Here is a 24,918-nt window from a genome sequence, read left to right as displayed (position 1 = left end):
ATGCAGGGAGACTTGTCGCAGATTACTTCAAAGGAAACAAAGTACACGAATAAAAAATAAAGATTGGATAACGGTTATTCTAAATCTTCTAAAATTGAATCTAGTTCATTTTCCGATAAATCAACTAAGTGAAAGTCGGTAGCACTATAAAATGAGGAATTGGTGGATATTGAATCTGTTAGGTATAAGCGGAGGTTATTCAGATAAGTTTCTGCAAGGTTATCGATAGTCTGTCGATGATGAATCTGCTGGCTGTAAGACCAGTCTACTTGCAAGCATTCATTTTGGATGCGAGCATTAATTGCTAATAGGTGGGAACGTTCTTGTTCAGCAAATAATCCTGTTCCTGTGGGAGCATTGCTGATATTGAATAGGTTATTGCTTTTTGATAGGTTGTCAGTTGGCCCTAAATAATTGAAACTAATGCCAGTTGGTTGTACAGTGTCTAGCATTTCCTGTAAAGCTTGATTTTGGCTGATGTAACACAGCAACCCAAAGCTGATACCATGATGGGGAATTCCTCGTAATTGGGTTTTAATTTCTTTAAGCAACACATCCCGATCTGCATTTTTGATTGGTTGTTTCAGAATAATTGGATAGAGGGATGTAAACCAGCCAACTGTTCTGGAAAGATCCAATTCACTAGCTAGTTCTTCTCGTCCATGTCCTTCTAAATCGATCGGCCAACTATCCGATTTGTAAGTGTCAGTTAGGGTTTTTAGTAATGCAGCTAGCATGATTTCTTGCACGCCAGCATGATAGATGGCGGTTGCTTGTTTGAGAAGAGTATTTGTTTCTTTTGGGGAAAGTTGGCAAGATATTATGGCTGTACTGCCTACTGTGTTGCTTCCAGGGATGACTGGATAATCAACAGGTAATGCGGTGACAGGAGTAGAGAGAATATTTTGCCAAAATGGAATGTCTTTGATGAATTCGTTTGAGTCAGCCAGAATTTGCAAAGATGTAGTCCACTCTCGATAAGAGGATGTTTTGGGAGGTAAGAAAATAGGCTGGTTATCTATAGCTTGTTGGTAAGCTTGGTTTAAGTCTTCCAGCAGAATCCGCCAGGATACGCCGTCTACAATTAAATGATGTCCGAAGAGAAACAGAACGTTTCCATATCCGGTGATATTTGTGGCATATAGCACTCGTAACAACGGCGGATGGTCAAGTTGGAAACTCCCGTGTTCTGCTTCCACGATCGCAGTTAAAGTATTTTGCTGTATTTGGGGCGGATAGTTGCTAAAGTCTTCGAGCCGCAACGGGGGACTTTCAGCCAGCCCAGAGTAAGATTGCTCCCATCGTCCTTGATGTTCAGAGAATTTTAATCGCAAAACATCATGGTGAGCAACCAAAGCATCTAATGCGATCGCTAATGCATCGATTTTCAATGGTTCTTTAATATTCAAAGCGATCGCTTGGTTCCAATGATGCGGATGAGTCCAATTTTTAGCAAAAAACCAATGCTGGATGGGTGACAGAGCAACAGTACCAGTTAATGGCTCATCAGGGCGGCGAGACTCACCTAGCGCTAATGGTTTGGCTCTCGCCGCTAGTCGGGACAGGGTTTGAGCTTCAAATATGTCTTTGGGGCTAATCTCCCAGCCAGCAGCACGGGTACGAGAAACGATTTGCAAGCTCACGATCGAGTCTCCCCCCAACTCGAAGAAATTATCATCGGGATTGACGGTTTCTAGCCCCAACACTTCTGCCCAGATTTGGGCTAATATCTCCTCTGTTTGAGTTTTTGGTATGGTTGAGGTTATTGGTATTTCGGGTGCGGGAAGGGCTTGACGATCAATTTTGCCGTTGGGGGTGAGGGGCCATTGTGTGACTAACACCACTGCACTGGGAATCATATAAGCTGGTAAAACCTCTGCTAAATAATCCCGTAATTCGTTGGTGGTAGGTGGGTTTTCCTTGGGTGTGAGAGCATAAGCTACTATCCGCTTGCGTCCTGGCATATCTTGGCGCAGGATCGCCAATGCACTGTCTACCGTGGCGTATCTGGTTAAAGCAGCTTCAATTTCCCCTAATTCAATCCGATAACCGTTAAATTTTACCTGAGCATCTTGCCGACCCATAAACCGGATGTTTCCTTGCAAGTCGTAAACGCCGCGATCGCCTGTTTTGTAAAGTCTAGCTCCCGGTGTTTTAGCTAAGGGATGGGGTATAAATGCCTCTGCTGTTAAGCTGGGGCGATGTAAGTAGCCTCGTGCTAAACTGATTCCCCCAATATAGATTTCCCCAGTTACACCCAAAGCCACTGGTTCTAAAAAGGAGTCCAGGAGGTAAATTTCGACATTAGCGATCGCTTTCCCAATGCTGGGTTCACCGAGTAAATGGGAACAATTCATCAAGCTGGCGCAGACTGTTGCTTCTGTGGGGCCATAGGCGTTAAAACAGACACGTTTCTCTCCACCCCAGCGCCGGAGTAAATCACCAGAAGCTGCTTCCCCAGCCACAATCAGGGTTTGCAATTGCGGTAAATTTGTAGGTTCAATGGCGGCTAGCAGCGACGGGGGAAGGGTGACATGAGTAATTTGCCAATTGGTTAATGCTTCCCAAAGAGCAGAACTAGGAGAACGATTTGCTTTTTCTTGCAGATATAGAGTTGCGCCGCCACCCAAGGCCATAAAAATCTCAGAAATTGCAGCATCAAAATTCAGAGAAGCAAATTGATAAACGCGACTCTCGGCTGTGACACCAAAACTCGCAGTTTGATTGCATACCAGATTTTGAATACCTGCATGAGACACTAAAACGCCTTTCGGTTTACCTGTAGAACCAGAGGTGTAAATAATGTAGGCGAGATTCTCTGCCCTAAGTTTTAAATTAGGACGATTAGGAGCATAAGGTATTGAAATTCTCCCCCGATCTCCAATAATTATCACTTTAATATCACCTGGAAATAACCCTGGTGGCGGGGCTTCTTTTGTGATAATCAGATGAGTTTGGCTATCTTCTACAATGAATTGCAGACGCGTTTCGGGATAGCTGCGATCTAGGGGAAGAAATGCCGCCCCCGCTTTCAATACGGCCAGCAGGGCAATAATAAAGTCTAGATCGGGGTGAAAATATAAACCTACAATTGATTCATAGCCAATGCCAATTGATATTAAGGTAGCGGCTAATTGATTGGCACGTTTTTCTAATTCACCATAGGTAATTGCATCATCGCCACAAACTAACGCCACAGAATTAGGATGTAAATCTGCCGAGTCTTCAAACAACTGATGAGCCGTGCGGAAATCTCCCCAAATAATAGCATTAGTATTTCCTTCATTGCTCATCTGCTCTTGTGCTGATAAAGCCTGGATTTTTCCCAATACAAAATCCGGGTTTTCAGCCAGATTGACCATAATATTTCGCAGTCGTGACAGGAGAACTTCCGCGGCTGTTGCAGACAGGAATTTTGTTTGGTAATTCAGCTTTAACAGCAATCCATTATCTGGAATTACACCGACTGTCAATGGGTAATTAGTTCGTTCATAAAACTGGATATTATCAACTCGAAAATGCTGCCCCTGCTCCTTTAAACTTTGGTCAACTGGATAATTTTCAAAGACTAAAATACTCTCAAATAATGATTCTCCCGCTGCCAAGGGAATTTCCTTTTGAATATCCGTCAGTTTACTATATTCGTATTCTCGCATCTGTACATGATGCTGTTGAATGTTTTCTAGCCAAGCGGTGACGGTTACTGTTGGATTGAGATGAACTCGCATCGGTAGGGTGTTGATAAATAACCCTACCATATTTTCAATTTCGGCAAGTTCCGGCGGTCGTCCAGAAACGGTAACACCGAATAGTACATCTTCTCCCGCACCATGTTTTTGTAAACAAAGTCCCCAAGCACCTTGAGCTACAGTATTCAGTGTTAGTCGATGCTTTAGCACCATCTTTTGTAATTTGGCAAATTCTGCTTGACTTAGGCGTAATTCTACTTCTGCATAGGCAGTTAAATTAGTTACTAATTCCTCTTCTCGTAGTTGCCAAGATAGGCGAGTTGATGTGGTGATATCATGCAGAGTCTCCTGCCAAAACTGCTTGGCTTCTTCACGATTTCGAGTTGCTAGCCACTGAATATAATTGCGGTAAGGTGGAATGGGAGGTAGAGAATGGGGAACTCGTTGACAGGTTGATTCATAAATAGCCAGAACTTCTTTAAATATTACTGGTAATGACCAACCATCAAGAATGATATGGTGATGACTCCAAATCCATTGCCAGGTAAAATTATCTAACTGAACGACGCTAAACCGCATCAATGGGCATCTATCCAATAAAAATCCATTTTGACGATCTTCTATCAGATATTGCTGAAGTTTATCTTCTTGCTGTGCAGGTGAGAAATCGCGCCAGTCTTGTTGTAAAATAGAGAGTTGGATAGATTTACTAACAATTTGCAAAGACGAATCTTGATTGTCCCAAACAAAGGCGCTACGTAAAATTGGATGTCTATCTACGACGGCTTGCCAAGCAAAATTAAACTTGTCAACATCGAGTTTACCGATAATTTTGCCTGTTACTTGCTCAAAGTAAATTCCCTCTTCTGGGTTATATATAGTGTGAAATAGCATCCCTTCCTGCAAAGGAGATAGGGGATAAATATCTTCTAACTTGGAATATTTTTCTTGCAGAATGTCTATATAAGATTGGGGAATCCTAACTAGAGCGAAATCTGAAGGTGTATATCCACCTATACCTATATTTGTACAATGGTTGAGGATATTTAGCAGATTTTGTTGAAACTCACCAGCCCATTTAACAATTGTTTCTTGGTTATGCAAGCTGGAACTATACAACCAATCAACGCGCAATTCCCCTTCAACGACAATACTGTTAATATCAATGATGTGGGGGCGCAAACCTTCAGGATTCCGTGTTACTTCGATCTCTTCATTGAGTAACTGGAATAACTTATTTTTGCCACTTTCGCTTCGCACTTGACCAAGATAATTAAAGCTAATGGGTGCTGGGAAAGCTTCAGCAAAACTATTAGCTGTTTTGTTATTGAGATATCTTAAAAGACCATAACCAAAGCCTCGCTGGGGAATGGAACGCAGTTGTTCTTTGACAGTTTTAATTATATCTGCCTCTAGACTACTAGCTGGCAATTCTAAACGCAGAGGATAAAGAGTAGTAAACCAGCCAAGGGTGCGAGTAATATCTAAATCTGAGGATAATTCTTCTCTACCGTGCCCTTCCATGAGAATTTGCAATGTTTGCCTTTGGGTAATATTCCTCAAAGTTTTACCTAAAGCGGCGATTAATAATTCTTGGGGTTGGGTGCGGTAAGCTTTATTGGCTTTAGTAAGAAATATCTGAGTTTGTTCTTTGGTTAATTTCAAGGAAACTGTTTTAACAGATGACTCTTGGTTGTCTGTTAAAGAGTTGGCAAAATCTAGAGGTAATTTCGCCGTTTCTCCTTTAATAGTATCTAGCCAAAACTGTGTTTCTGCTTGGATATCTGTTGAGTTGGCAAAGGTGTGGAGAAATTGACTCCATTGCTGGAAAGATGTTGGAGGTGATGAAATTTGGCTACAACTAATTGCTTCTACTAAATCCTGAAGCAAAATCCGCCAAGAAACGCCATCAACAATCAAGTGATGAATAACTATTAAGAGCCGAGATAGGCGATTTTCTCCCAAATTAAACCAAACAGCACGAGCCAGGGGGCCGTTAGTCAAATCAAGCGATCGCTGTACTCGTTCCCCAACTTCCCGCATGGTAGCATTTTGTTCAGACTCTGTTTCGAGAGCTAAATCAACTATTTCCCAAGAAAAGGCGGCTTCGTTTTCTGTATAAAACTGTCGCCAAACTCCTTTGTCTTCTTGAAATCTTAATCTCAAACTATCGTGATGTGAGGAAATAACTTGAATCGCTGCTGCAACTGTTGGCGCTTCTAGGGATTGATGGACTTCCAAAAGTATGGCTTGATTCCAATGATGAGGATTGGGAAGATTGAGGTTAAAAAACCATTTTTGGATGGGACTGAGGGGAACTTCACCTGCAACTATAGTAGTAGGTAATGCTGGCGATCGCATCATTTGCGCTACAATAGCCAACCGTTGGACTGTTTGTTCCTGAAATATTTCTTTTGGCGTTAATATCCACCCTTGGCGACGCATTTCGGTGACGACTCGCAACGCCAAGATAGAATCACCACCTAAATCGAAGAAATTATCCTCAATCCCTATAGAATCCAAACCTAAAACTTGCTCCCAAACGCGACAAATTACCTTTTGAGCATCAGTTTGTGGTGGTATTAAACTGCGTCTAGCAGTAGCTTGATTCCAATCTGGTGCAGGTAAAGCTTTGTGGTTAATCTTCCCTTGGGCAGTCAAAGGCATAGCATCCAACAACATAAAGGCTGGCGGAATCATATAATCGGGTAAACGCTCTTTTAGGGCTGTCCGCAACTGATTTTGATCGATTTGACCATTCGGTACAACATAAGCTACCAAACGCCGATCTTTTTCAGCTTCTGAGTGGACAATAACTACCGCTTCTGTTACTTGTGGGAGTACGGCTAAAGCGGCTTCAACTTCCCCTAATTCAATGCGAAAACCGCGTACTTTCACTTGCAAATCGCAGCGTCCCAGATATTCAATATCGCCATTGGGCAAGCGTCGGGCCAAATCCCCTGTACGATAGAGTCTAGCTCCCGGTTGTTGACTGTATGGATCGGGAATAAACCTTTCTGCTGTCAATGTTGTGCGGTTGAGATATCCTCTAGAGACACCCATACCACCCACATAGATTTCTCCTGGGATACCAAACGGTGAGGGTTCTAGGGCATCATCTAGTATATAGAGAGATAAGTCTGGGATGGGTACACCAATGACGCTACCGCGATTTTGTGAAATATCCTCTTCTAGAATGGGACGATAAGTAACGTGAACGGTGGTTTCTGTAATCCCATACATATTGATTAAACGCGGATAGCCATCGCCGTAGCGTTCTATCCAAGGTTTGAGGCTTTGTAATTCTAATGCTTCCCCACCAAAAATAATTGCTCGTAAAGCCAGTGTGTCTGCAAATTCTCTATCAGCTCGAATAAGTTGGCGAAAGGCGGAAGGAGTTTGATTGAGGATAGTAACGCCTTCTTGTTGTAAAAGGGTGCGAAAGGCTTCGGGAGAACGACTTTCTAAATAAGGAACTACAACTAGTTTGCCACCATATACCAAGGCTCCCCAAATTTCCCAAACTGAAAAGTCAAAAGCGAAGGAGTGAAACAGTGTCCACACATCATTTTCATTAAAGTCAAACCATGCTGCTGTATTTTGCATGAGTCTGACAACGTTGTTGTGAGTGACTACACAACCTTTTGGCTCTCCTGTGGAACCGCTGGTATAAATAATGTAGGCTGCTTGATTAGGGAGAATTTCGGAAGCAAAGTTTACATTTGGTGAGAATTCTATCTTGTCAATCACCAATAATTCCGTTCCCACCACCGGAATTGCAGATACCAAAACTTCTGCTGTTAACAACAAAATAATACCACTATCTTCCGCAATAAAACGTAGGCGATCGCTCGGATATTGAGGGTCTAGCGGTACATAAGTACCACCTGCTTTGAGGACTGCAAGTAAGGAAATTACTAACTCTGCACTCCGTTCTAGAAAAATGCCTACCCGTGTTTCGGTAGTTACTCCTTTTTGTTGTAAAACAGCAGCTAGTTGGTTGGAGCGTTGGTCTAATTCTTGATAAGTTAATTTTTTGTCTAATGTAATCAGAGCAATTCTATCGCCATGAGTGCGGGCGCTTTTAATAAAAAGTTCAACTAAATTTGTTGGCTCGAATTTTGTATATTCTGATGTAGAACCTAAGGCTAAAAGTTCTTGTCGTTCGCTGGTTGTTAACAGAGGTAAAGCATTAATGCTAAGATCGGGGGCACTAACAACAGCGATTAATATTTGTTGATAATGAGTTAGTATCCGCTGGGCTGTTTCCAGTGTAAACAAGTCGGTATTATATTCCAGTGCTACTAGCCATCCCTCAGCAGCAGGTTCTAACATCAAACTGAGGTCAAATTTCGCACCACCATTATCTATATAGATGGGTTTAACGATGATCCCTGGTAGCTGAATTTCGCCGATGGGTGCATTTTGCAAGGCGAAAAGGGTTTGAAAAATGGGTGAACGACTAGGGTCGCGCTTAATTTTCAGTTTCTCTACCAGGAGTTCTAAGGGGACATCTTGATGAGCGTAAGCTTCAATGCAGGTTTGGGATATTCGGCGCAGAAGTTGGCAAAACGAAGGTTGTCCAGAAAGATCGCCGCGTAGAGGTAAAGTATTAACAAAACAACCAATGAGGCAATCAATTTCACTACGTTTGCGATTAGCGATCGCAGTACCGACTATAATATCGGTTTGACCAGAATAACGAAATAGTAAAACTTGATAAACTGCCAATGCCACCATAAAAAAGGTAGCACCTTCTGATTTTGCTAATGCCTCTACAGAGGCAGTAAGAAATGCTGACAGAGGTTCACGCAACACTGCGCCATTAAAAGTTTGTGATGCTGGACGTAATTTGTCTAGGGGTAAATCAAGCACCGGCAGAGGTGATTTTAGTGCTTGTTCCCAGTAAGCTAATTGTTGTTGAATTGACTCTGCTTGCAGCCAGTTTTGTTGCCATTCAGCATAATCGCCGTATTGAATTGGTAATGCTGGCAAAGAAACTTGTGAACCTTGAACAGCTGCACTATAAAATTCGGTCAGTTCCTTAACAAATATTCCTAAAGACCATCCATCACTGATAATATGATGTAGATTCATCAAGAGAATATACTCTTGTGCTGATATCTCATACAAAATCGCTCTCATCAATGGCCCTTTGACGAGATTGAAGGGGCGACGAGATTCTGTTTTTAAGATTATTTTGAAGTTGTCTGCTTGTTTGTCTAAAAATGATTCTATTATTTTATATTCGAGATAAAATTCCTGTTCTGGATGAATTAATTGAACAGGTTCCCCATTTTCTAAAGCAAACGTTGTTCGGAGAGTTTCATGGCGGTTGATAATCTCTCGGAAAGAATCTTCCAGCGCTACTCGCTCAAGATTACCCAGTAAATGCAAGGCGATCGGAATATTATATGCAATGTTACCAGAAGAAACTATTTCCTGATACCAGAGTTGCCTTTGAGAGAGAGATAGAGGCAATACATAAACTTCCATAAATCAAATTTGTTTCTGAAGAACAGAACTAATATTAATAATTAGCGGAGGTTTGAGTTTGGGATAAAATTTTTAACCAATACTCTTCATCAATAGTTTGGTTAAGTTCCAATGGCTCGGTTAAAGTTGACTCTGGACGATTAAAGTCAATAAGTAAGACAATTCTAGTTTTGTGAGATTTATTCCAAGCTTCATGCTCAAATGTATCGTCAAAAACTAAACACTTACCTTCTTGCCAACTTCTAGTTTCACTGTCTACCCGAATCGCACATTCATCGGGCACAACTAAGCCCAAGTGACAGCGCAAAACGGCTTTAGTTGCGCCAAAATGTGGACCGATATAACTTCCTGGAGCTAAAGAAGAAAACCCCGCCGTTGTCATCCCTGGTATCATCTCAACCAAGTTAGTTGTCTCAGGGCACAATCGGCAATTTTCCTCAATCCTATTGCTAAAAGCATATAGTCCAAAAACTTCCCATCCTTGGTTATAAATATTTTTTTCTGGCCAATCAATAAAGTTTTTCGGCTTGATCTGCTCTAATTCTTTTCGGATTAGTAGCCAGTTGGCTTCTAAAAATGCGATAAATGCAAACTGATTTGATTCAAAAAACATTTTGCAGTATCTTGTTCCTTGATTTTGTTTATATATATTTTTATGTTATAGACTTTTGGAAAAATGCTCAAAAAGCTGGAATGTTTATTTAGAGCGTGGAACTTAACTCAGATTCGTGCAAAATGTTAAATTATTTTGCAATTTTCTTTGTTAACTTATATCTGGCTCCAAATACCATTTTTGATTTTTGGACTTTTGCAAGACGTCTAATGACATTTCAGTTGCTCATCATATCATGTTCTGTAAAATACTATGCAGTTAAAAAATGTTAAAGCAATAGTGACCGGGGCTGCCAGTGGAATCGGACGTTGCATCACTTTAGAGTTGGCTCGTGCTGGTGCTCAAGTGGTTGGCGGAGATTTGGATGTTGATGGGCTGAAAGCCTTGGAGGCAGAGGGTATTGGTTTACCAGGAAATATCTACGGTTTACAGCTTGATGTAGCGAATGAATCAATTGTTAAAGAATTTGTTCTCCTCGCTTTTGAAAAGATTGGACATGTTAATACCTTGGTTAACAATGCGGGTATCCTCCGTGATGGGTTACTAGTTACACGTGACGAAGAGGGTTGGTTACGTAAGCTGCCGACGGCACAATGGAAGCGGGTAATTGATGTGAATTTGACCGGTGCTTTTTTCATGTCGCGGGAATTTGCATCTGTAGCGATTGAGAAGAATATTTCCCCAGCTTTAATAGTAAATATCTCTTCTGTAACCAGGTCAGGCAATCCTGGTCAGTCAAATTATAGTGCTTCCAAGGCGGGACTAGATGCAGACACACGTACATGGGCTTTAGAATTAGCATCCTTCGGATTTAGGGTGGCTGGCATAGCACCTGGATTGACGAATACCCCAATCCTCAGTCGCGTATCTCCCGAAGCCTTGGCAAAGATGACTGCCAAAATACCTATGGGGCGCATAGCTGAACCTTACGAAATCTGGCAGGCCATGCGTTTTATTATTGAATGTGATTACTTTACTGGTAGCGTCATAGAAGTGGATGGCGGTGCCCGATTTTAACCTCCTCCCCCTGTATTTGATTATCAACCTGAATATTTGACCTTCTCTTTCTACTCGAATAGCAGGTATACCTTTCTGTTGGGAGGTGTTTTCGGGATGGGTTGGTTTGATTTGTAAGATGTCTAGGGGAGCAATGCGATTTTGTGAGGTTTGGTCAAAAACAAGCGATCGCTAAAAATTATATTTAGGTAAAAGGTGATTTTATTTGCAAATAAAATACTGGTTTGTACAAAAATTCATCTTGATGAAATATCTCAAAAAGATTGCTAGCAAGTCATTTGACGATTTTTTATAAAAATATCTGTAATAAGTCTCTTATACTTAGTATGAATTGTGTCAAAAAGCAAATTAAAGGCAGGATTAAAGTATAAAATGTATCAAACAGTTTGAGGTTTAATAAAAGAGTTAAAGATAGAACCACAAAAATTATCCCAACTTCCAGCGATCCATTGACAACGGAGATGTAACAACATTTGCTGCATTTTCTTTCAACCAAAATTTACTGTTACCCTTGATTCTTAAGTTGACAACTTGACGGATTAGACTTTCAATTGCACCACTACCAATAGGTAGTTTTTGGTCTAGTATCTTAGCGTAATTTAAACGCCTTTCACGATAGGCACGTAAAAGGTAATTTCTCTGGATCACCATACTTTTGCAACGTTCTCCCGTAGCTTCAAAGATAAATTGATCCATCTGCCTAATTATGGTCATGGCATTACTTTTTTTCAAAGTTCTTCGTGCTTTTTTAAACCAATTATTTCGCTCCTTATCATCACTAAAAGCTACATCAGCAAGCCCTAAGTAAGCTTCGGTTTTACCACCGCCTGTGGGGAAAAACAGCAAGTCTACTAATTCTCGGTCAGGGTGTTCGGGATGGGCGATACCAACCAAGTTCATTAACAAAAACGCCAGCTGAAACGGTCGCCATGCCGGTGGCTTAACAGATTCTGGGGTAATATCTGTATTGTGGGTAGAACGCTGACGAATAGCAATGGCGATCGCTCGATTTGCAATCCGAAATGCTTCTAATATATTGGGGTCATCCAGTGCTTGCAGTCCGGCGGCAATGCGTTTGTTTACCCTGGTTGCACGGTCTAGTAGGTCGTTAGCAACTTCAATTCGTTCTGGGTCACTAGGAAACTTTACCTTTTGTCCTTCAATCCACACCCCATAAGCATCAACCATCCCAGACATCATATTTCGCAGAGTTTCCACCGTGGGTGCGGCGGCGAGTGCTTCCATCCCCAGTTCCACGCCTGGAACCTGGGCAGCTACTACCTTTTCTACATCAGCAATGGGCATCCAAGCAGTGCGGACTTCTTGACAAGTAGCGTCATCGTTAGTGATGGCGACAGCTGAAACGTTATGTCCCACCGCATATTCATAATCATCTCGATACTGTAAATCTGCTACCTTCTCATCCCAATCATCACCGTGTCGTCCGCGCAGGTTGGGGCGAGGGACGAGAGAATAAGGAGTGCGGATGATGAGACAAGTTTGGAAGGCGAAGGCGATATCGCTGTATGGGTTGGCGGCTGGAGGGCGATAGTTCACCAGGAACACGGATGCAGAACGAGTCCCAGCAGGAACCAACTCTGCCGCAGTTACGGGACGCACTGAGGTAACTAGTCTCAAACCATGACTACCAGGAATTTCCCAATGTTTGGGTGCATTACTTACATGGAGAGGAACGGTTAATTCTGCTTGTCCGGGGGTTCTTTGCCACAGCCGGGGTAACTGGAGTTGGTTTTTAGAGTCTTCTTGACTTTCTTCATTCTCTTCATCAACTGGACAGTAGTCGCCCCAGTGAACAGTAACACTTATTTCCTTGGCGGTTGCTGGTACAAGAATACTTAAACCCATTGAAGAGGGAAAAAATGCTCTCCGGGCAGAGGCACTTTCGGGTTGCTTTTCATCATCGCCAGCGTTGACTTGAGAAATCTCGTCGATATCATCGTTACCTATATCTTCTGAACGCTGTTCTACCGAAGCTTCATAAGGCACTAAAAAACCCGTGAGATACCACTTAGATGGAGCTTGGTCGATAATTTCGTCAACGTGGGCGATATCATTGGGCGTAGGCCCCACTAAGTCAAGTTGTAGGGCATCAATGAGAGATGAACGCACTTCGGCAGGAGTATTGGGCATGGTGTATCGCTGTTTACTCCCTTGAAAAGATATAACAAGCAATTAACTGTTTATCTTATGTTGCCCGAAGTAGTTAAAAGTGTCAAATAATACTTTTGTTTAAAATCGTAGAAATCATTTGAGTTCAATGGTCACGTCAAAATTAAACTCATCCCCTAAAAATACGCTGATGTGCTGATTATTACCTAATCCCACCAAGCATATAACTTTTGGGAATTTATCTCTAGCTCATCGCATCCCCAAACAAATTGAACAAATTCACCAACAAAATCTAAGTCTTCCACACCGATAACTGTAATCGCATCAACAACTAAATTGGAGTTTTCTGCGTTGGTAAATGCTACTCCATCAAAATTTACTATTAACCCTTTTTCTTGGCAGCGCTGTCCAAATTCGATAAATAAACCTACGGATGGAGCCGCGTTAAAACTTGCAGATGTTGTAGTGTAACCCTCTTTAACGATCTGTTCCAATGATTCCAATGATTCCAATGATAAGCCGTGAAACTTAATTGCATTAGGCGTATATTCACTAATTGTAGTACCCAGGATTTCCTCAATACGTTGAATCATAAATTTAATGACATAGATTCATCATTGATTGATAGAATTCGAGTGCTATCTGTTGAAAAGATAGATGATTTAGCAGAAGCACTACTAGACTTTTCAGAAATATCTGATTTAGTAGCTTGGTTAAACCAGAATGAAAGTAATTAATTTCATCAATTTTTCAACTTGTCAACCACGATTCAACAGATAATGTTTTTACTTCTTTAATACGCTGAAAATCGCTATCGGCTGAGACGATGGTAAGATTATGTTGTAGAGCGATCGCTGCAATCCACAAGTCATTTTCACCAAAACCTAAATCAGTTATTTTAGTTTTTCTCCGCTTGCTTTTTTCTTTGGGCGCAAATTGATTGAATAAATCCGTTTTGAGTTGTCCGTATAAATCAGCAGTATATTCATCTATTCGGTAAATAGAAATATCTTCAAGAAATTCTATTAATCGCGCTATGTTAGTTTCTTTTTGTTGGGATCTCTCCATCATGTAGCGAAGTTCTCCCTGTACAATGACACAAGTAAAAATATTAGATTCCCCAATTTCACTAATGCGACGAATTACATTAGTTTCGCCCAATATAATTGCGCTGCAATGGTTTGTATCAAGTAAGTACATTATTCAAAAGGATTAGATTCATAATCAAATTTAGCTTTACCACGAGTAGCATAAACTGACTGAAGGCATTCTTCAAAATCATCACCAGCCCATGTCCCTGCGTGTCTGAGAAGAGAACGTCCAGAAGCCGGACGGTATGGTGTTTGAGAATTATCGTTTGGGTTTTGTTGTAGCTGTGGTTGTTCTGGTGATAATATCCGTTGTTGCTGTTTAGTTTGCAAAAATTGTACAAAATCTAAAATTTCCTGCAATAGAGGCTCAGGTAATTTTTCTAGTTCTTGTGTAATCTGTTCTTTAATTGTCATTATCTTTCCTTGTATTTAGACCATTTAATTTCAAATCACTCCAAATTTAACCCTGGTATTATTGGCGCATCTTCTTTAATTTTACGTGCTTTACTAGCTTTCTTTTTACTAGCTTTAGCCTTGGTTTTCTTTTGTGCTGCTTTACCGCCGAGAATTTCCATGTTTGCTCGCTCTTGGTTAAGGTCGAGTAGGCGTGCTAAAACTTCATCATGCACTTCTTCTGTCCAACGGTAGCGCCAAGGTTTTTTTCGCTGTCGTCCGTTGTCGGTTTCTTCTTCTTCGTTTTCATCGTCGTAGTCTAGCAGGAAGGTGCAGTCGGTGGGGATGTCACTCCAGCCGTAAGCTTCGAGGACGGCTTTATCCATTGCGGCGTGCAGTAAGCGTAATTTTAGGATATCAGCGTCGCGTTCTTCTGGGTCGTGGAAGCGGTTGTAGGTGTCGGTTAGTCCCTGGTTGTTGCGAACCATTAAGGCGGCGCGGAATTCGTAGTATTCTTTGCCTACTGCTTCTAGGGTGGGGTTGGTTTCCCAATTTTCGGGGAAAGGGAAGGTTTCAAAGCAGTCGGAAATTGTGTACCGAAGTCGGTCTTCTAAGGATGAACCAAAAAATCTCGCCCAAATTTCGTGTATACGAGATTGCAGTCCACAAAAAGAAGCAAAACTTGACAGTGGATAAACATTTAGGTAATGTGCAAAGACACGATTAGAAGGCTGATAAGCAAAACATAGGTGTGAGCTTACTTCAGAATTTACAAGTACCCTATTTAATCCGCTAATTGCTTGCCACAATTCAACTCTTTTTTCACCATATTGCCACCAATATTTTTTATACGCAGCACGATTATCAGATAGTCGCTTTGGCTTTACTTTTTGCTCAACAATATTCATCAAATCAGGATAATTCCAAGCTTCATCTTCAGCCAGATCACCAAAATTGATAATGTAGCGATGATGTGTTTGTGTGGGACTGCTATTAACTTCCGCCCCACCAATATATGGGAAGATTCTTTCAGCATTTTTGGGGTTTTCCTCAATCAATTGATACATTTCTGCAATGGGTGTTGCTTCATCGCTTGTATTATCGAAAGTAAAACCCATACCCAAAACGCAACTACCTCTGAAGCTTTTACTTTTATTAGCTAGCATAATTTGTGGATTTTCATTTCCCCCTGCATGAAAAAGAAATGCAGAAATTAGGGGAACCTCCTGCCCATTTAGCAGTTTTACCTTGTTATAAATTCCCTTAAAAACATTAATCACACTCACAACTACTGCTGCAAGTCCAGGCCACTTCAACCGCTTTTGAGAATTATAAATAGTCCCTTTATTCTGACAAATCCAACGCAGTCCCGTACTACGAGTATCACCTTGAGCAATAGTATTTGTCGCAATTAGCCCAAACGTTCCACCTTCTCGCAATATCTCAAAAGCACGACGGAAGAAAAACGCCACAATATCAGAATTACCGTGAGACTCTGGGTAAACTTCTTTTAACCAATCTTGATAACCGGGTGCATGAGCATTAATTGTTGTATTCTTCCCAGCAAACGGCGGATTCCCAATAATTGCATCAAACCCCGAATTCTCCCTATCAAACACCTCTGGAAACTCAATATCCCAGTTAAACGGAATAATCCCCTTGTCCCCACTCCGCAACTAGCAATTTCCTCCTTACAAACCCTCAGTATCAGCTTGGTGATACCGCCACCTCCTCACCAATTCTGCAATCTCAGTTTCTCTCTGCTCTCGCTGCTTTTTATTACTTCCCTCAAAAAACGCAGCAATTCTCACATCTCCCATTAACCGCGCCTGGTACAATTCTTGCTCTACCTTATATAGATAATCCCGCTTTTGGTCATCATCAGCATCACTGCGAGTATCCAACGCCTGAATTTCCGCCCGATAAGAACGCGCACGGTCAAGTTGCTCTTTCAAATATACAAATAGCGGTAAATCGTCAGTTGCATCCTTCCCAAAAGACCCAATCTGCTCCTTCCTCAACCCTACCAGCGAATCCCCACACTTGAGCGCATGGTCAAGAAATGTAAACGGTAAATCCTTCGCCAGCGTCACCAACCATAAAGATAACTTCGCCAAATTCACTGCAAACGGGTTTTTATCCACACCATATAAACACCGTTGCGCCACCAAGCGACGCGCAATTAATAAAGGTTCTTCTTTGCCATAATTGCTAATTATCGCATTTTGGTTGCGATCGCTAGGAATTATCGTATTCTGATTGCGATCGCTAATTCCCAGGCGGGTATCGTTTTCCTCGCGTTCCCACGCTTCCACCACCTTTTCAGCCAATTGACGACAGGTTTCTACCAAAAACGCACCAGAACCCATCGCCAAATCACAAACTTTCAAAGATAAAATCTGTTCCGCAGTCGGTTTTTCTCCCAACGCTTCCAACACCGGACGCAGCGTTGTTTCCACAATCGGTTTAGTGAGTGACCTGGGCGTATAATGCGAACCAGAACGCCTGCGTTCTTCCCCTGGCTGCAAGTACAGCGAACCCACAGGCAACAAATTAGGTGTTTGCCGCGATACCTTCCGACCTAGTGCAATCACTACATCTTCTAACGTCTGCGCCGCCTTCAGTTCCTTGAGGACATTCCCTGATACCTCACAATTTGCCCATTCCTTCAGTAACTTCTGACGGTCAGCTGACTTTGCTGCCAAAATCGCCGTCACATCTACTACCACCGTCGTAGAAACCTTTGACCCCTTGGGCTTGCTGTAAACTCCAATACTCGGACTTTCTGCCCGTTCTACAGCAAAACCCATAATGCCCTCATACACCGAGCCAATTTGCTCCACATCTAACGCCCGATAAGACAGGCGCTCCCCTTCTAAAATTAGTAGCTTTTCTAACAAACGATACACCACACCATCGGGAATTCGCGGAGGCTCGATTGGTTGACCCTTGACAAACTTACTACCGCGTGAGCGACCTTCCAAAAACGCATACTCATCCGGGTCAAAAAGCTGACCATGCCGTGCTGGTAAATACTCTGGTGTTTGTCCGCCGCCGTCATAAACCAATCGAAACAAACTCAACAGCCACACCCACGCCCCATAACGCTGATCCATCGTGTCAGGGTAATTTCCCACGTCTTCTCGTAGCCGTTCATACAATCCAGATACAGAATAGTTACGCTGGTAAACATCGTCTGGTGGCATTAGCCCTTCGTCCTCAGCGTAGAGCAAAAACACCAGTCGCATCAGTGTGGTTATTAATCCACCATAAATGTGTTGCGGATTTGTGGCAGCAATTTCACTTAACAGCTTACCATCAACTGCCACATCCGCCATCTGAAACCCACGCAGCAGTTCCCACAAAGCATCTAGCACTTGGTTAGCCAAGGTTGTAGAAACTTCCGCTTGGTACTTACGGCTATCTTCCAACAAATTTTGTAAACGACGGCCTGTAGTAGCACTAAACACGCGAAATGCCGACAGCAGCATTTCCATCGCCCCCAAAATCAGCCGTCCAGACACCTCACACATCGCCTGTACTGGAAAAGTCAAATGTCCAGAAGACTCGCCCCGTGGCGCATACACCAAACGCAGCAACCCACCATTACACAACAAACCTATGGGTATTTGCGTCTCCCGCAACAACCGCTCAAATTTAGCTTGGGGGCTAGCGTGCCAACCACTGCTAGACTTAGTTAATTCTGGTGCGACTACATCCAAGTCAGTACCAGAAGAAATTATTTGCACCAAAATCTGCGGCTTGTCGCTATCCGGGTCAGGCACAATATACGTAGGCGCAAGAATTTCGCTGTAATCAGGTAAAGCTATCTCATATTCTGGTGATGGTTTAACAAGATCACTATCAGCCCAGCTTAATACATTAACCACAAAAGCCGGAAAATCAGCAATATAGCCATCCTCATCAACCGCAGCCAGCAATGATTGTTGCAAATCTACAATATTGCGGTTGACCACCGCCTGTGCCTTCACCAACGCCGGGGGAGATACTACCAACCCTACAGGCTGGAGAAAACCCAACCACTCTTTATGTCTCGTGATTTCTGGGTCAATCGCCATCGTTTCTCCTTTGCGGTCTTTGAGTCTGGTACAGTTTGTTTACTTAATCTGATAACATCAAAATCTGCTAATGCACACGATATTGGTGCGATGCGAACAAAAATACAACTAATTCGCGGTCAAGATAGCATGACCGTGGAAGCAGATTTAGTAGAATTAGTGCAAAAGCACGTCAATGATTATGCCTCAGAGTGGAAAGAACAATTAAGATTGTACGGACAAGAAGATAAATTTTGGGACTGGGAGTTTAAACTTCAGTTCGTTATTCACAGACAACCAAACCGCGAAGGCTATGCAATTGAGTACGAAGGCGAAACTCAAGGGTTAATGCTGATTGAAACTCAAATGCACGGTTCGCGTATCAGTGAGGGTAAACGGTTAGTATACATTGATGGAATTGCTTCTGCGCCTTGGAATCGGGAATTTATCCAACGTCCGCCCAAATTAAAAGGCGTTGGTACTGCACTCTTAGCTTTTGCCAGAAACCGCAGTATCGAACTAGGTTACGAGGGTAGAGTTGGGTTGCATTCGCTACCAGGAGCAGAAGAATTTTATGATAATCAAGGGATGATTGATTTGGGAGAGGATGAAGATTACGAAGACCTAGTTTATTTTGAGTATGGAGTTCGTCGTTCTTCTGAATAGGTAGCGAGGTTAAGTTGATGAGTCAGGAAGAACCTAATTACAATCAAAACGCCTTTAATCAAGAAAACGCAGTAAATCCGATGGATTTATTGTTTGATGAAAAATGGTTGAGAAAAGCTGTTGAAGCAGAAGATAAAGTAGGTGGGAACATTGGTGCTGGCTTGGATTGGGGTTCTGGATTTGGCGACCTCATGCTTAACTTTGAACTTTTAGGACGTTTAACAACATTACGTATTTCTCTTAATAGAGAAGTGCGGTTACTGCTGAATAATTGGAATTTAGGAACAGCTACAAAAATTGCGGTAAAAACTGCAAGAGATAGATTACTTCAAAGATTAAGACTACCTACACCAAAAGTAAGAGAACACCTACTCGTTGTTTTGGGAACAGATGAACTTTATGGCGAAGAGTTTATCTCTAATCGAGAGATACTACGCGAATTGCTTGCGGTGTTGTTGAAACAAGAAGATTGGGAAACTATTGCAGCAGTTGCAGCAGATTCGTTAAAAGAGCGAATTATGCATCAAGTTTCTGTTGAAAAAATTTCAGCATAAGTCATAGATTTAAGAATCAATTACTGCAAATTAACAACTAACCGCTAACTGGATACAAATAAACTATACCTACAGGTTCAACGCGTACCGCCTTCACTTCATAAATTGCTTCAATTCGCGCGGGTTCGCGCACCAACTCTTCAGCTAGCATATTTAGCCGCTTATCCCAATGGCGACGGTCTGCTTCTAACTGACGCAACTCTTCTTCAGCAAATAACGAAAGCTGTAGAGGTTGTTCAGTTTCTTGTTTAGTTTTGAGAATGCGATCGCGTTGTTCCTCTAAAATCTTTTTCATTTCCTCAGCTTCCTTTTGTCCCCGTGCTGTCAGCCTTTTCTTGGCGCGTTCAGCTAGCACCTCTGCACGTTTATGCAAATGTAGTGTCAACTCTCCCACATCCTGAGATGTAGCTTGACATAAGCGTTGTCTAACTGATGCAGGAACCTCTCGCAACCGGGTCTACCACTGGGGAAAGGCTACCCAGTTCTTTTTGTATGGTTGCCGTCTTTTTAATTAAGACATCTAGTACCCGGTCTTCGGCTCGCTGTGGCAATGCAAAATAATAACAGCGAACAATAGGCGATCGTTGCAGTTTTCTGTCAATCCGCCCGTTACGCTGTTCCATGCGGCTAGGGTTCCACGGTACGTCAAAGTGAAACAGGTCAGCGCAGTTATTTTGTAGGTTTACCCCCTCCCGCGCTGCATCGGTAGCAATGATACTCTTGTAACAATCGAGACAGCTTTAATTCTGGGGCATTTGCAGGTAGCCCATCAATAACTATGGGGATAACTTGGCGATTAGGAAAATCTTCTCCTATTTCCCGTAGGTCGCGTTTTAATCGCCTTACCATCACAGTATCAAGTAGTTTTGGGTTGCGAACGGGTACGCCTCGACAAAACCGTTGTGGGTCAAGGATTTCTAGTAATGCGGCAAAGCTGTTAGAGTGGCCGTTGTGAGGAGTGGCAGACAGAAACAGCTTATGCTCAAAGCGAGGTGCTAAGTTACGAACAGTTTGTGTCAATTGAGAATCAACAGCATATTTGGCACCACTTGCTGGGGCAGCGTTATGAGCCTAATAATGGTCGGTTGTTACACACACCAGTCTGATTGCTATTCGTCAGAATATAGTAGTGTACTGTTACAAAAGCTAAATACAGAGGTAAAATATGTTTCCTTTTTGGGGTAATGCCTGTTGTGGAAGCGAACCCATTTCGCACAAAGCTAGCTTAGAGCGGAAATTAAAATTCTTGATTTGGATGCGAGATGATTTAGAGTCCAAATTGGCTGGCATCAATGCTTCTATTGATACCATTCGGCAGTAAATAGAACGCTCCTCTTCAGCTGCTTAGAACTTAGTTCTTGCAGACATTTTTACTTAAGTCGATTGTAACTATGAAAGTGACTGGGGGCTGTAAAGGTGCTGCAAAGCGTGTTGTAGGTCTTTGTGCAGCGCTCTGTCACTTTCGTAGCATACAAAAGAGGCAGTCTTGAAAAAGTCAGCCCAGTTCTTTGTGCTAGTGACTGGTGAAACTAACCCTCAATATTTAACTCAAGACAGAGGTAAAGTAAGCAGAGTTGATTAATATCTGGAAGTTAGAGCCGTAATCGTTTGAAAGTGCCAAAACTTATAGAAATGAAAAATATTATCTCGATTGGTTTGAATAATTGGTTAAAATGGCACAAAGACTCTGTTTTACTATTTGACTCAATTGCTGCCGCTAGTGAGATTGCCCTGATGCTTAACTTTTACTATTTGACTCAATTGCTGCCGCTAGTGAGATTGCCCTGATGCTTAACGGTCAGTGGGATGGCTGCAATGGTGTGATCATCGCTGACGGTGATGAGATAGCTGTTAACACTGCTGCCAAACTTATGAGCGCTACATGGTGTTATCAAGGCGCATCAAAAGCTGTTTTAGGCAGAGTAACAACTGATCAAATTTTACGCCGTTATGCAATCGGAGAAAGAAATTTTGTTAATGCTAACTTGAGGTGTGCAATACTTGCATCAGTGAAACTGAGTGAAATTAACCTAAGTTATGCCTCGTTGAGTTGGGCAGACCTAAGTCAAGCCAATCTCAGTAAAGCTGATTTAACAGCAGCAGACCTAAGCCAAGCTAATTTAAGTGGAGCGGATCTGAGTAAAGCATACCTAATGAGGACAAACCTAAGCGGGGCAGACCTGCAACAAGCTTCACTTCATGGGGCTAACTTAAGTAGTGCTAATTTAAGTGAAGTTAACCTCACTGGTGCAGATTTAACTCTCGCTAATCTATCACTAGCAGACCTAAGAGGGGCAAATTTTCACTTGTGCAATTTGAGTGGGGCTAATCTAACAGGTGCCTTGTTTATTGAAAGTGACTTGGCTTTTGCTAGACAATAATTGCGTCTAGAAGCGATCGCACTTAGGTGTGGTTTGCTTAAGTAATCAATGATAATAAATTAGGACTTACGCATTGACAGGAAATACCAAATGTGTGGTATGAATTTCAGGCATTTAACCTTGATTTTTCGCTGCTTTTTACGCGATCGCTATTTATCAAAGGATGATTAATAAAAGCCTAAAACGACGTATTTACGTTCATACACAAGATAATAAATTTGTACAGTGCGTAAGTCCTATAAATGTACTCCCGGCTCCTGCTCATCGCCCCACTAATTCTGTTAAAATCGCGTCTTCCAACACGTAAATTTTGAGGCAGTGCCATGTGTGCAAAGGGATTTGGGCAATCTCAACCTACTAAAATCGATAAACTTGTTGAATCTGCGGTACGTTATTGCCACAAGCGACACCCAGAAGCCCTAGACAGCATCTTTGATTATCTACCTGTCAACCTCAACCAACGAGTAGTAACGGGGATTTTGGCAGGATTGCAGAAAGATATTGACACTTTGAGTTGGTTTTGCGGTTACATGGCATCAGAAATCAACCGTAGTGAGGACAACCAAAAGCCTCATCATCCCATCGCGCAACTTAGCAAAACTCTGATTACATCGGGAATGGAACCCTTTACTGATTTTATGCCTTACCCAGGTTGCCGCATCGTTATACTCAATTCGGAAAAATTTGAATCATTGCCAGAGTCAGTTCAAGCTGTGGTGCAGCAGGCTTTTGACATCAAGGAAAGTACTGGGAAAGAGGCACAAAGGATAAATGATGCCTTACTGCAAGAGTTGGTGGTTCAGGAATAAAAAATTGAATAACAGGAATTGTGGTAGGCACCAGCCATGTCGCTCTTGCTAATCGCCCTTAATTCAAGCGATGCCTGCGGCGGGCTATTTGGTGTTGCCCCCATCTTTTTAGTTTTGTAGTCAGGCAATCGCACCTACATGTGATTAACTGTGATGCATAAGTTGTTAGATTATTTCAGTTATATATATATTCAATAACCAACACAGAATCACCTATGAAACTCGCTAATTCACTCAATTTTGCAAATCTTGTTGGTTTTATTTTACTACCTAGAATCGCTAACAATCAAACGGCTACCTCTAACAAGAGTGAAACATCAATTACTTTACCCAGTAATCCCATAAATATCAATTACCTGCAACCCTTTGATACTGCTGTTATTGCTTATTACATGATGGGTATTGGCAACTTTGAATAAAGCATAGTTTCCGTACAGACTTTGAAAAGCTACTTTACCTCTCCAACCTTGGAGGGGTTTTTAATTGGTGCATTAATTCTTAAGATCAACATTATATTACTCCAGAAGATAGAGACATATTGGAAAAGTTAAAGCACACTGGTAAGAGCAACTTTAACTATTCAGTAATGGTGTGGCAATGTGGCTAAAATATGGTGTAAATGAAGAAGATATCTTGATATGTATTGAAGATATCAACAGGGGGAAGACTTCACTTAAGTGTCCTTACTGCCATAGTAATTTAACTGCTAAAAAAGGCAAGGTGAAAGAGCATCATTTTGCTCATAATGAAGAAACCTGCCGCCCCATAGCTAACCGAGAATTCCCTACTCTGCCACTCTATGACAATTTCAACGTTCAATTATCTGGCAAGGATTTGGCACAGTTAAAGCTGCTTTGGCAGGAGTACGGAGCCAAAAATTACCCTATTAGTTCCTACTTAATTACTTCTGGTTTACTCAAAGCAGGAGTGTTAAGAAAAAACCTATACTTAACCCCAACAGAATATGAATTTAGTTATTTGGGTAAAATTTCCGTTGGAGCGCTAGAGTTTGCGTGGTTCAATGATGTACAGGAGCCACTATTACTTAAAAAACTGCTGAAACTTGAGCTAGCTTTTAAACACGCCGAATACAAAAACGCTCCAGATTTGGCATACCGACTCACCGATTTAAAACTCTACCGCGCTCAACTTCAACGTATTTTATCCTCTAGCCTATATTTTTTAGAGATTGAAACTAATATTGGCACTTTGTACAAAATAGGAGTAACCCAAAGACCCGTTGTCAAGCGAGTAGCAGAAGTAAAATTTGATTTACTTGCTCATTATTCGAGTGTTGCTATTAGAGTAGTAGGAACTTGGGAGCATAGAGGGAATATTGAACTGTATTTCAAACACCGCTATCAGGGCTTAAATTATCCCATCGGCAGTTTAATTGAGTACTATAAATTTAATACTGAGGATGTCAAAATTGTGCTGCGTGACCTGCAACAAATGCAACCTAAAATACTATCTCTTGATGAAATAGATATTCTTGAGGAGAATTCTAGCTGGGAGCAAATTGCTGTGTAGTATTCTCATAATCCAGTAGGAAAGTATAATTAATTACCAAGCAAAAATAATTATTTTATTGCTATATCTCTAAATACTCTACACTGATAATGACGCGACTGCCGACTCTTGATACAGCAGTATTTACTGAGGAGGTTAGGGTCGAGGTGAGCATTACTGCGTCACCCCTCCCATGCGGAACCGTGCTTGCCACTTTCATGGCACACGGCTACTCAATGTGTACATCCTTGTCAATAATGGACTTCTGACCCGTTAATCCCCAAAAATGTAGGAATATCATTACACCATTCCCAATTGAATTTCGACATGAATTTGTTAATCCTATCTAGGAATTTGGAAGTGTCCTTTTTCCTTATTTCAATCAGGTCTTCTTTGGTCTTTTCGTCATGGCAATGCCAGGGCAAACGCATCTAAATATTGACGAGCCTGAATCAGGGTGAAATACACCAAGACTCAAACTACATAAGGCTTTGAGGAAATTCAATCTCACT

19 protein-coding genes and 1 pseudogene are annotated in these 24,918 nt (G+C 41.9%); 9 read left to right on the top strand and 11 right to left on the bottom strand.

Annotation, left to right across the window (positions count from 1 at the left end; all coding sequences use genetic code 11):
- Positions 1-74 precede the first annotated feature (74 nt).
- Together V7K97_RS06290 and V7K97_RS06285 are read right to left on the bottom strand one after the other, a co-directional pair.
- Positions 75-9,185 carry an amino acid adenylation domain-containing protein gene (locus tag V7K97_RS06290; protein ID WP_334799911.1) on the bottom strand — a complete coding sequence of 3,037 codons (9,111 nt, stop codon included), beginning with the start codon at positions 9,183-9,185 and terminating at the stop codon, positions 75-77.
- A gap of 34 nt (positions 9,186-9,219) precedes the next feature.
- Entirely contained in the window at positions 9,220-9,798 is a 579-nt protein-coding gene (locus V7K97_RS06285) for an aspartyl/asparaginyl beta-hydroxylase domain-containing protein (protein ID WP_334799909.1), read from the bottom strand.
- A gap of 252 nt (positions 9,799-10,050) precedes the next feature.
- On the opposite strand from V7K97_RS06285, the gene V7K97_RS06280 reads away from it, so the two are divergent.
- Entirely contained in the window at positions 10,051-10,815 is a 765-nt protein-coding gene (locus V7K97_RS06280; RefSeq protein ID WP_334706525.1) for an SDR family oxidoreductase, read from the top strand.
- A gap of 377 nt (positions 10,816-11,192) precedes the next feature.
- Here the strand turns inward: V7K97_RS06280 and V7K97_RS06275 are convergent.
- Both V7K97_RS06275 and V7K97_RS06270 read right to left on the bottom strand, forming a co-directional pair.
- Positions 11,193-11,613: pseudogene (locus tag V7K97_RS06275) on the bottom strand (ISLre2-like element ISCst1 family transposase); the annotation flags it as partial.
- A gap of 1,538 nt (positions 11,614-13,151) precedes the next feature.
- Positions 13,152-13,538, bottom strand: coding sequence for a hypothetical protein (locus V7K97_RS06270; RefSeq protein WP_334799907.1), 387 nt, complete (start codon positions 13,536-13,538; stop codon positions 13,152-13,154).
- A gap of 42 nt (positions 13,539-13,580) precedes the next feature.
- Between V7K97_RS06270 and V7K97_RS06265 the strand changes: the two genes are divergently transcribed.
- The gene (locus V7K97_RS06265) at positions 13,581-13,682 is read left to right on the top strand and encodes a DUF4351 domain-containing protein (RefSeq protein ID WP_334799905.1); all 102 of its coding nucleotides are present in this window, start codon (positions 13,581-13,583) and stop codon (positions 13,680-13,682) included.
- Positions 13,683-13,695: 13 nt separating this feature from the next.
- On the opposite strand, the gene V7K97_RS06260 is transcribed toward V7K97_RS06265, so the two are convergent.
- Genes V7K97_RS06260 through V7K97_RS06245 form a run of 4 tightly spaced genes read right to left on the bottom strand, consistent with a single transcriptional unit; the run spans position 13,696 to position 18,508 of the window.
- Positions 13,696-14,145: a type II toxin-antitoxin system VapC family toxin gene (locus tag V7K97_RS06260; protein ID WP_334799904.1), complete on the bottom strand. Its 450-nt coding sequence runs from the start codon at positions 14,143-14,145 to the stop codon at positions 13,696-13,698.
- Positions 14,145-14,450 (bottom strand): DUF2281 domain-containing protein, encoded by a 306-nt coding sequence (locus V7K97_RS06255; protein WP_100903658.1) that lies wholly within the window; start codon positions 14,448-14,450, stop codon positions 14,145-14,147. The genes V7K97_RS06260 and V7K97_RS06255 overlap by 1 nt, the downstream gene beginning before the upstream one ends.
- A gap of 35 nt (positions 14,451-14,485) precedes the next feature.
- Positions 14,486-16,105 carry an Eco57I restriction-modification methylase domain-containing protein gene (locus V7K97_RS06250; protein WP_334799902.1) on the bottom strand — a complete coding sequence of 540 codons (1,620 nt, stop codon included), beginning with the start codon at positions 16,103-16,105 and terminating at the stop codon, positions 14,486-14,488.
- Positions 16,106-16,120: 15 nt separating this feature from the next.
- Positions 16,121-18,508 (bottom strand): type IIL restriction-modification enzyme MmeI, encoded by a 2,388-nt coding sequence (locus V7K97_RS06245; protein ID WP_334799901.1) that lies wholly within the window; start codon positions 18,506-18,508, stop codon positions 16,121-16,123.
- A 90-nt stretch (positions 18,509-18,598) separates the two neighbouring features.
- Between V7K97_RS06245 and V7K97_RS06240 the strand changes: the two genes are divergently transcribed.
- Both V7K97_RS06240 and V7K97_RS06235 read left to right on the top strand, forming a co-directional pair.
- Entirely contained in the window at positions 18,599-19,153 is a 555-nt protein-coding gene (locus V7K97_RS06240) for a GNAT family N-acetyltransferase (protein WP_322734962.1), read from the top strand.
- Between the two features lie 17 nt (positions 19,154-19,170).
- A complete protein-coding gene (locus tag V7K97_RS06235) occupies positions 19,171-19,707 on the top strand; it encodes a hypothetical protein (RefSeq protein ID WP_334799900.1) in 537 nt (178 codons plus the stop codon).
- 37 nt (positions 19,708-19,744) lie between these two features.
- Here V7K97_RS06235 and V7K97_RS06230 read toward each other — a convergent pair whose 3' ends face one another.
- The 3 genes from V7K97_RS06230 to V7K97_RS06220 are packed head-to-tail and all read right to left on the bottom strand — an operon-like array spanning position 19,745 to position 20,727.
- Positions 19,745-20,158 (bottom strand): hypothetical protein, encoded by a 414-nt coding sequence (locus V7K97_RS06230; RefSeq protein WP_334799899.1) that lies wholly within the window; start codon positions 20,156-20,158, stop codon positions 19,745-19,747.
- Positions 20,133-20,330 carry a hypothetical protein gene (locus V7K97_RS06225; protein WP_334799897.1) on the bottom strand — a complete coding sequence of 66 codons (198 nt, stop codon included), beginning with the start codon at positions 20,328-20,330 and terminating at the stop codon, positions 20,133-20,135. Before V7K97_RS06225 ends, V7K97_RS06230 begins: the two co-directional genes overlap by 26 nt.
- Positions 20,331-20,376: 46 nt before the next feature.
- Positions 20,377-20,727 carry a hypothetical protein gene (locus V7K97_RS06220; RefSeq protein ID WP_334799896.1) on the bottom strand — a complete coding sequence of 117 codons (351 nt, stop codon included), beginning with the start codon at positions 20,725-20,727 and terminating at the stop codon, positions 20,377-20,379.
- Between the two features lie 145 nt (positions 20,728-20,872).
- Here V7K97_RS06220 and V7K97_RS06215 point away from each other — a divergent pair, with 145 nt between their 5' ends.
- The 5 genes from V7K97_RS06215 (at position 20,873) to V7K97_RS06195 (ending at position 24,427) form a co-directional block, all read left to right on the top strand.
- Positions 20,873-21,028: a hypothetical protein gene (locus tag V7K97_RS06215; RefSeq protein ID WP_334799894.1), complete on the top strand. Its 156-nt coding sequence runs from the start codon at positions 20,873-20,875 to the stop codon at positions 21,026-21,028.
- A 466-nt stretch (positions 21,029-21,494) separates the two neighbouring features.
- Positions 21,495-22,088, top strand: coding sequence for a pentapeptide repeat-containing protein (locus V7K97_RS06210; protein WP_334799893.1), 594 nt, complete (start codon positions 21,495-21,497; stop codon positions 22,086-22,088).
- Between the two features lie 323 nt (positions 22,089-22,411).
- Positions 22,412-22,897, top strand: coding sequence for a hypothetical protein (locus V7K97_RS06205; protein WP_334799891.1), 486 nt, complete (start codon positions 22,412-22,414; stop codon positions 22,895-22,897).
- 215 nt (positions 22,898-23,112) lie between these two features.
- Positions 23,113-23,316, top strand: coding sequence for a hypothetical protein (locus tag V7K97_RS06200; RefSeq protein WP_334799890.1), 204 nt, complete (start codon positions 23,113-23,115; stop codon positions 23,314-23,316).
- Between the two features lie 178 nt (positions 23,317-23,494).
- The gene (locus V7K97_RS06195) at positions 23,495-24,427 is read left to right on the top strand and encodes a GIY-YIG nuclease family protein (protein WP_334799889.1); all 933 of its coding nucleotides are present in this window, start codon (positions 23,495-23,497) and stop codon (positions 24,425-24,427) included.
- Positions 24,428-24,918 lie beyond the last annotated feature (491 nt).

The organism is Nostoc sp. (assembly GCF_036917815.1).
In the GTDB taxonomy this organism is placed as follows: domain Bacteria; phylum Cyanobacteriota; class Cyanobacteriia; order Cyanobacteriales; family Nostocaceae; genus Nostoc.
Note: the sequence above shows the minus strand (reverse complement) of the source record. Positions and strands in the feature narration are given on the sequence as shown.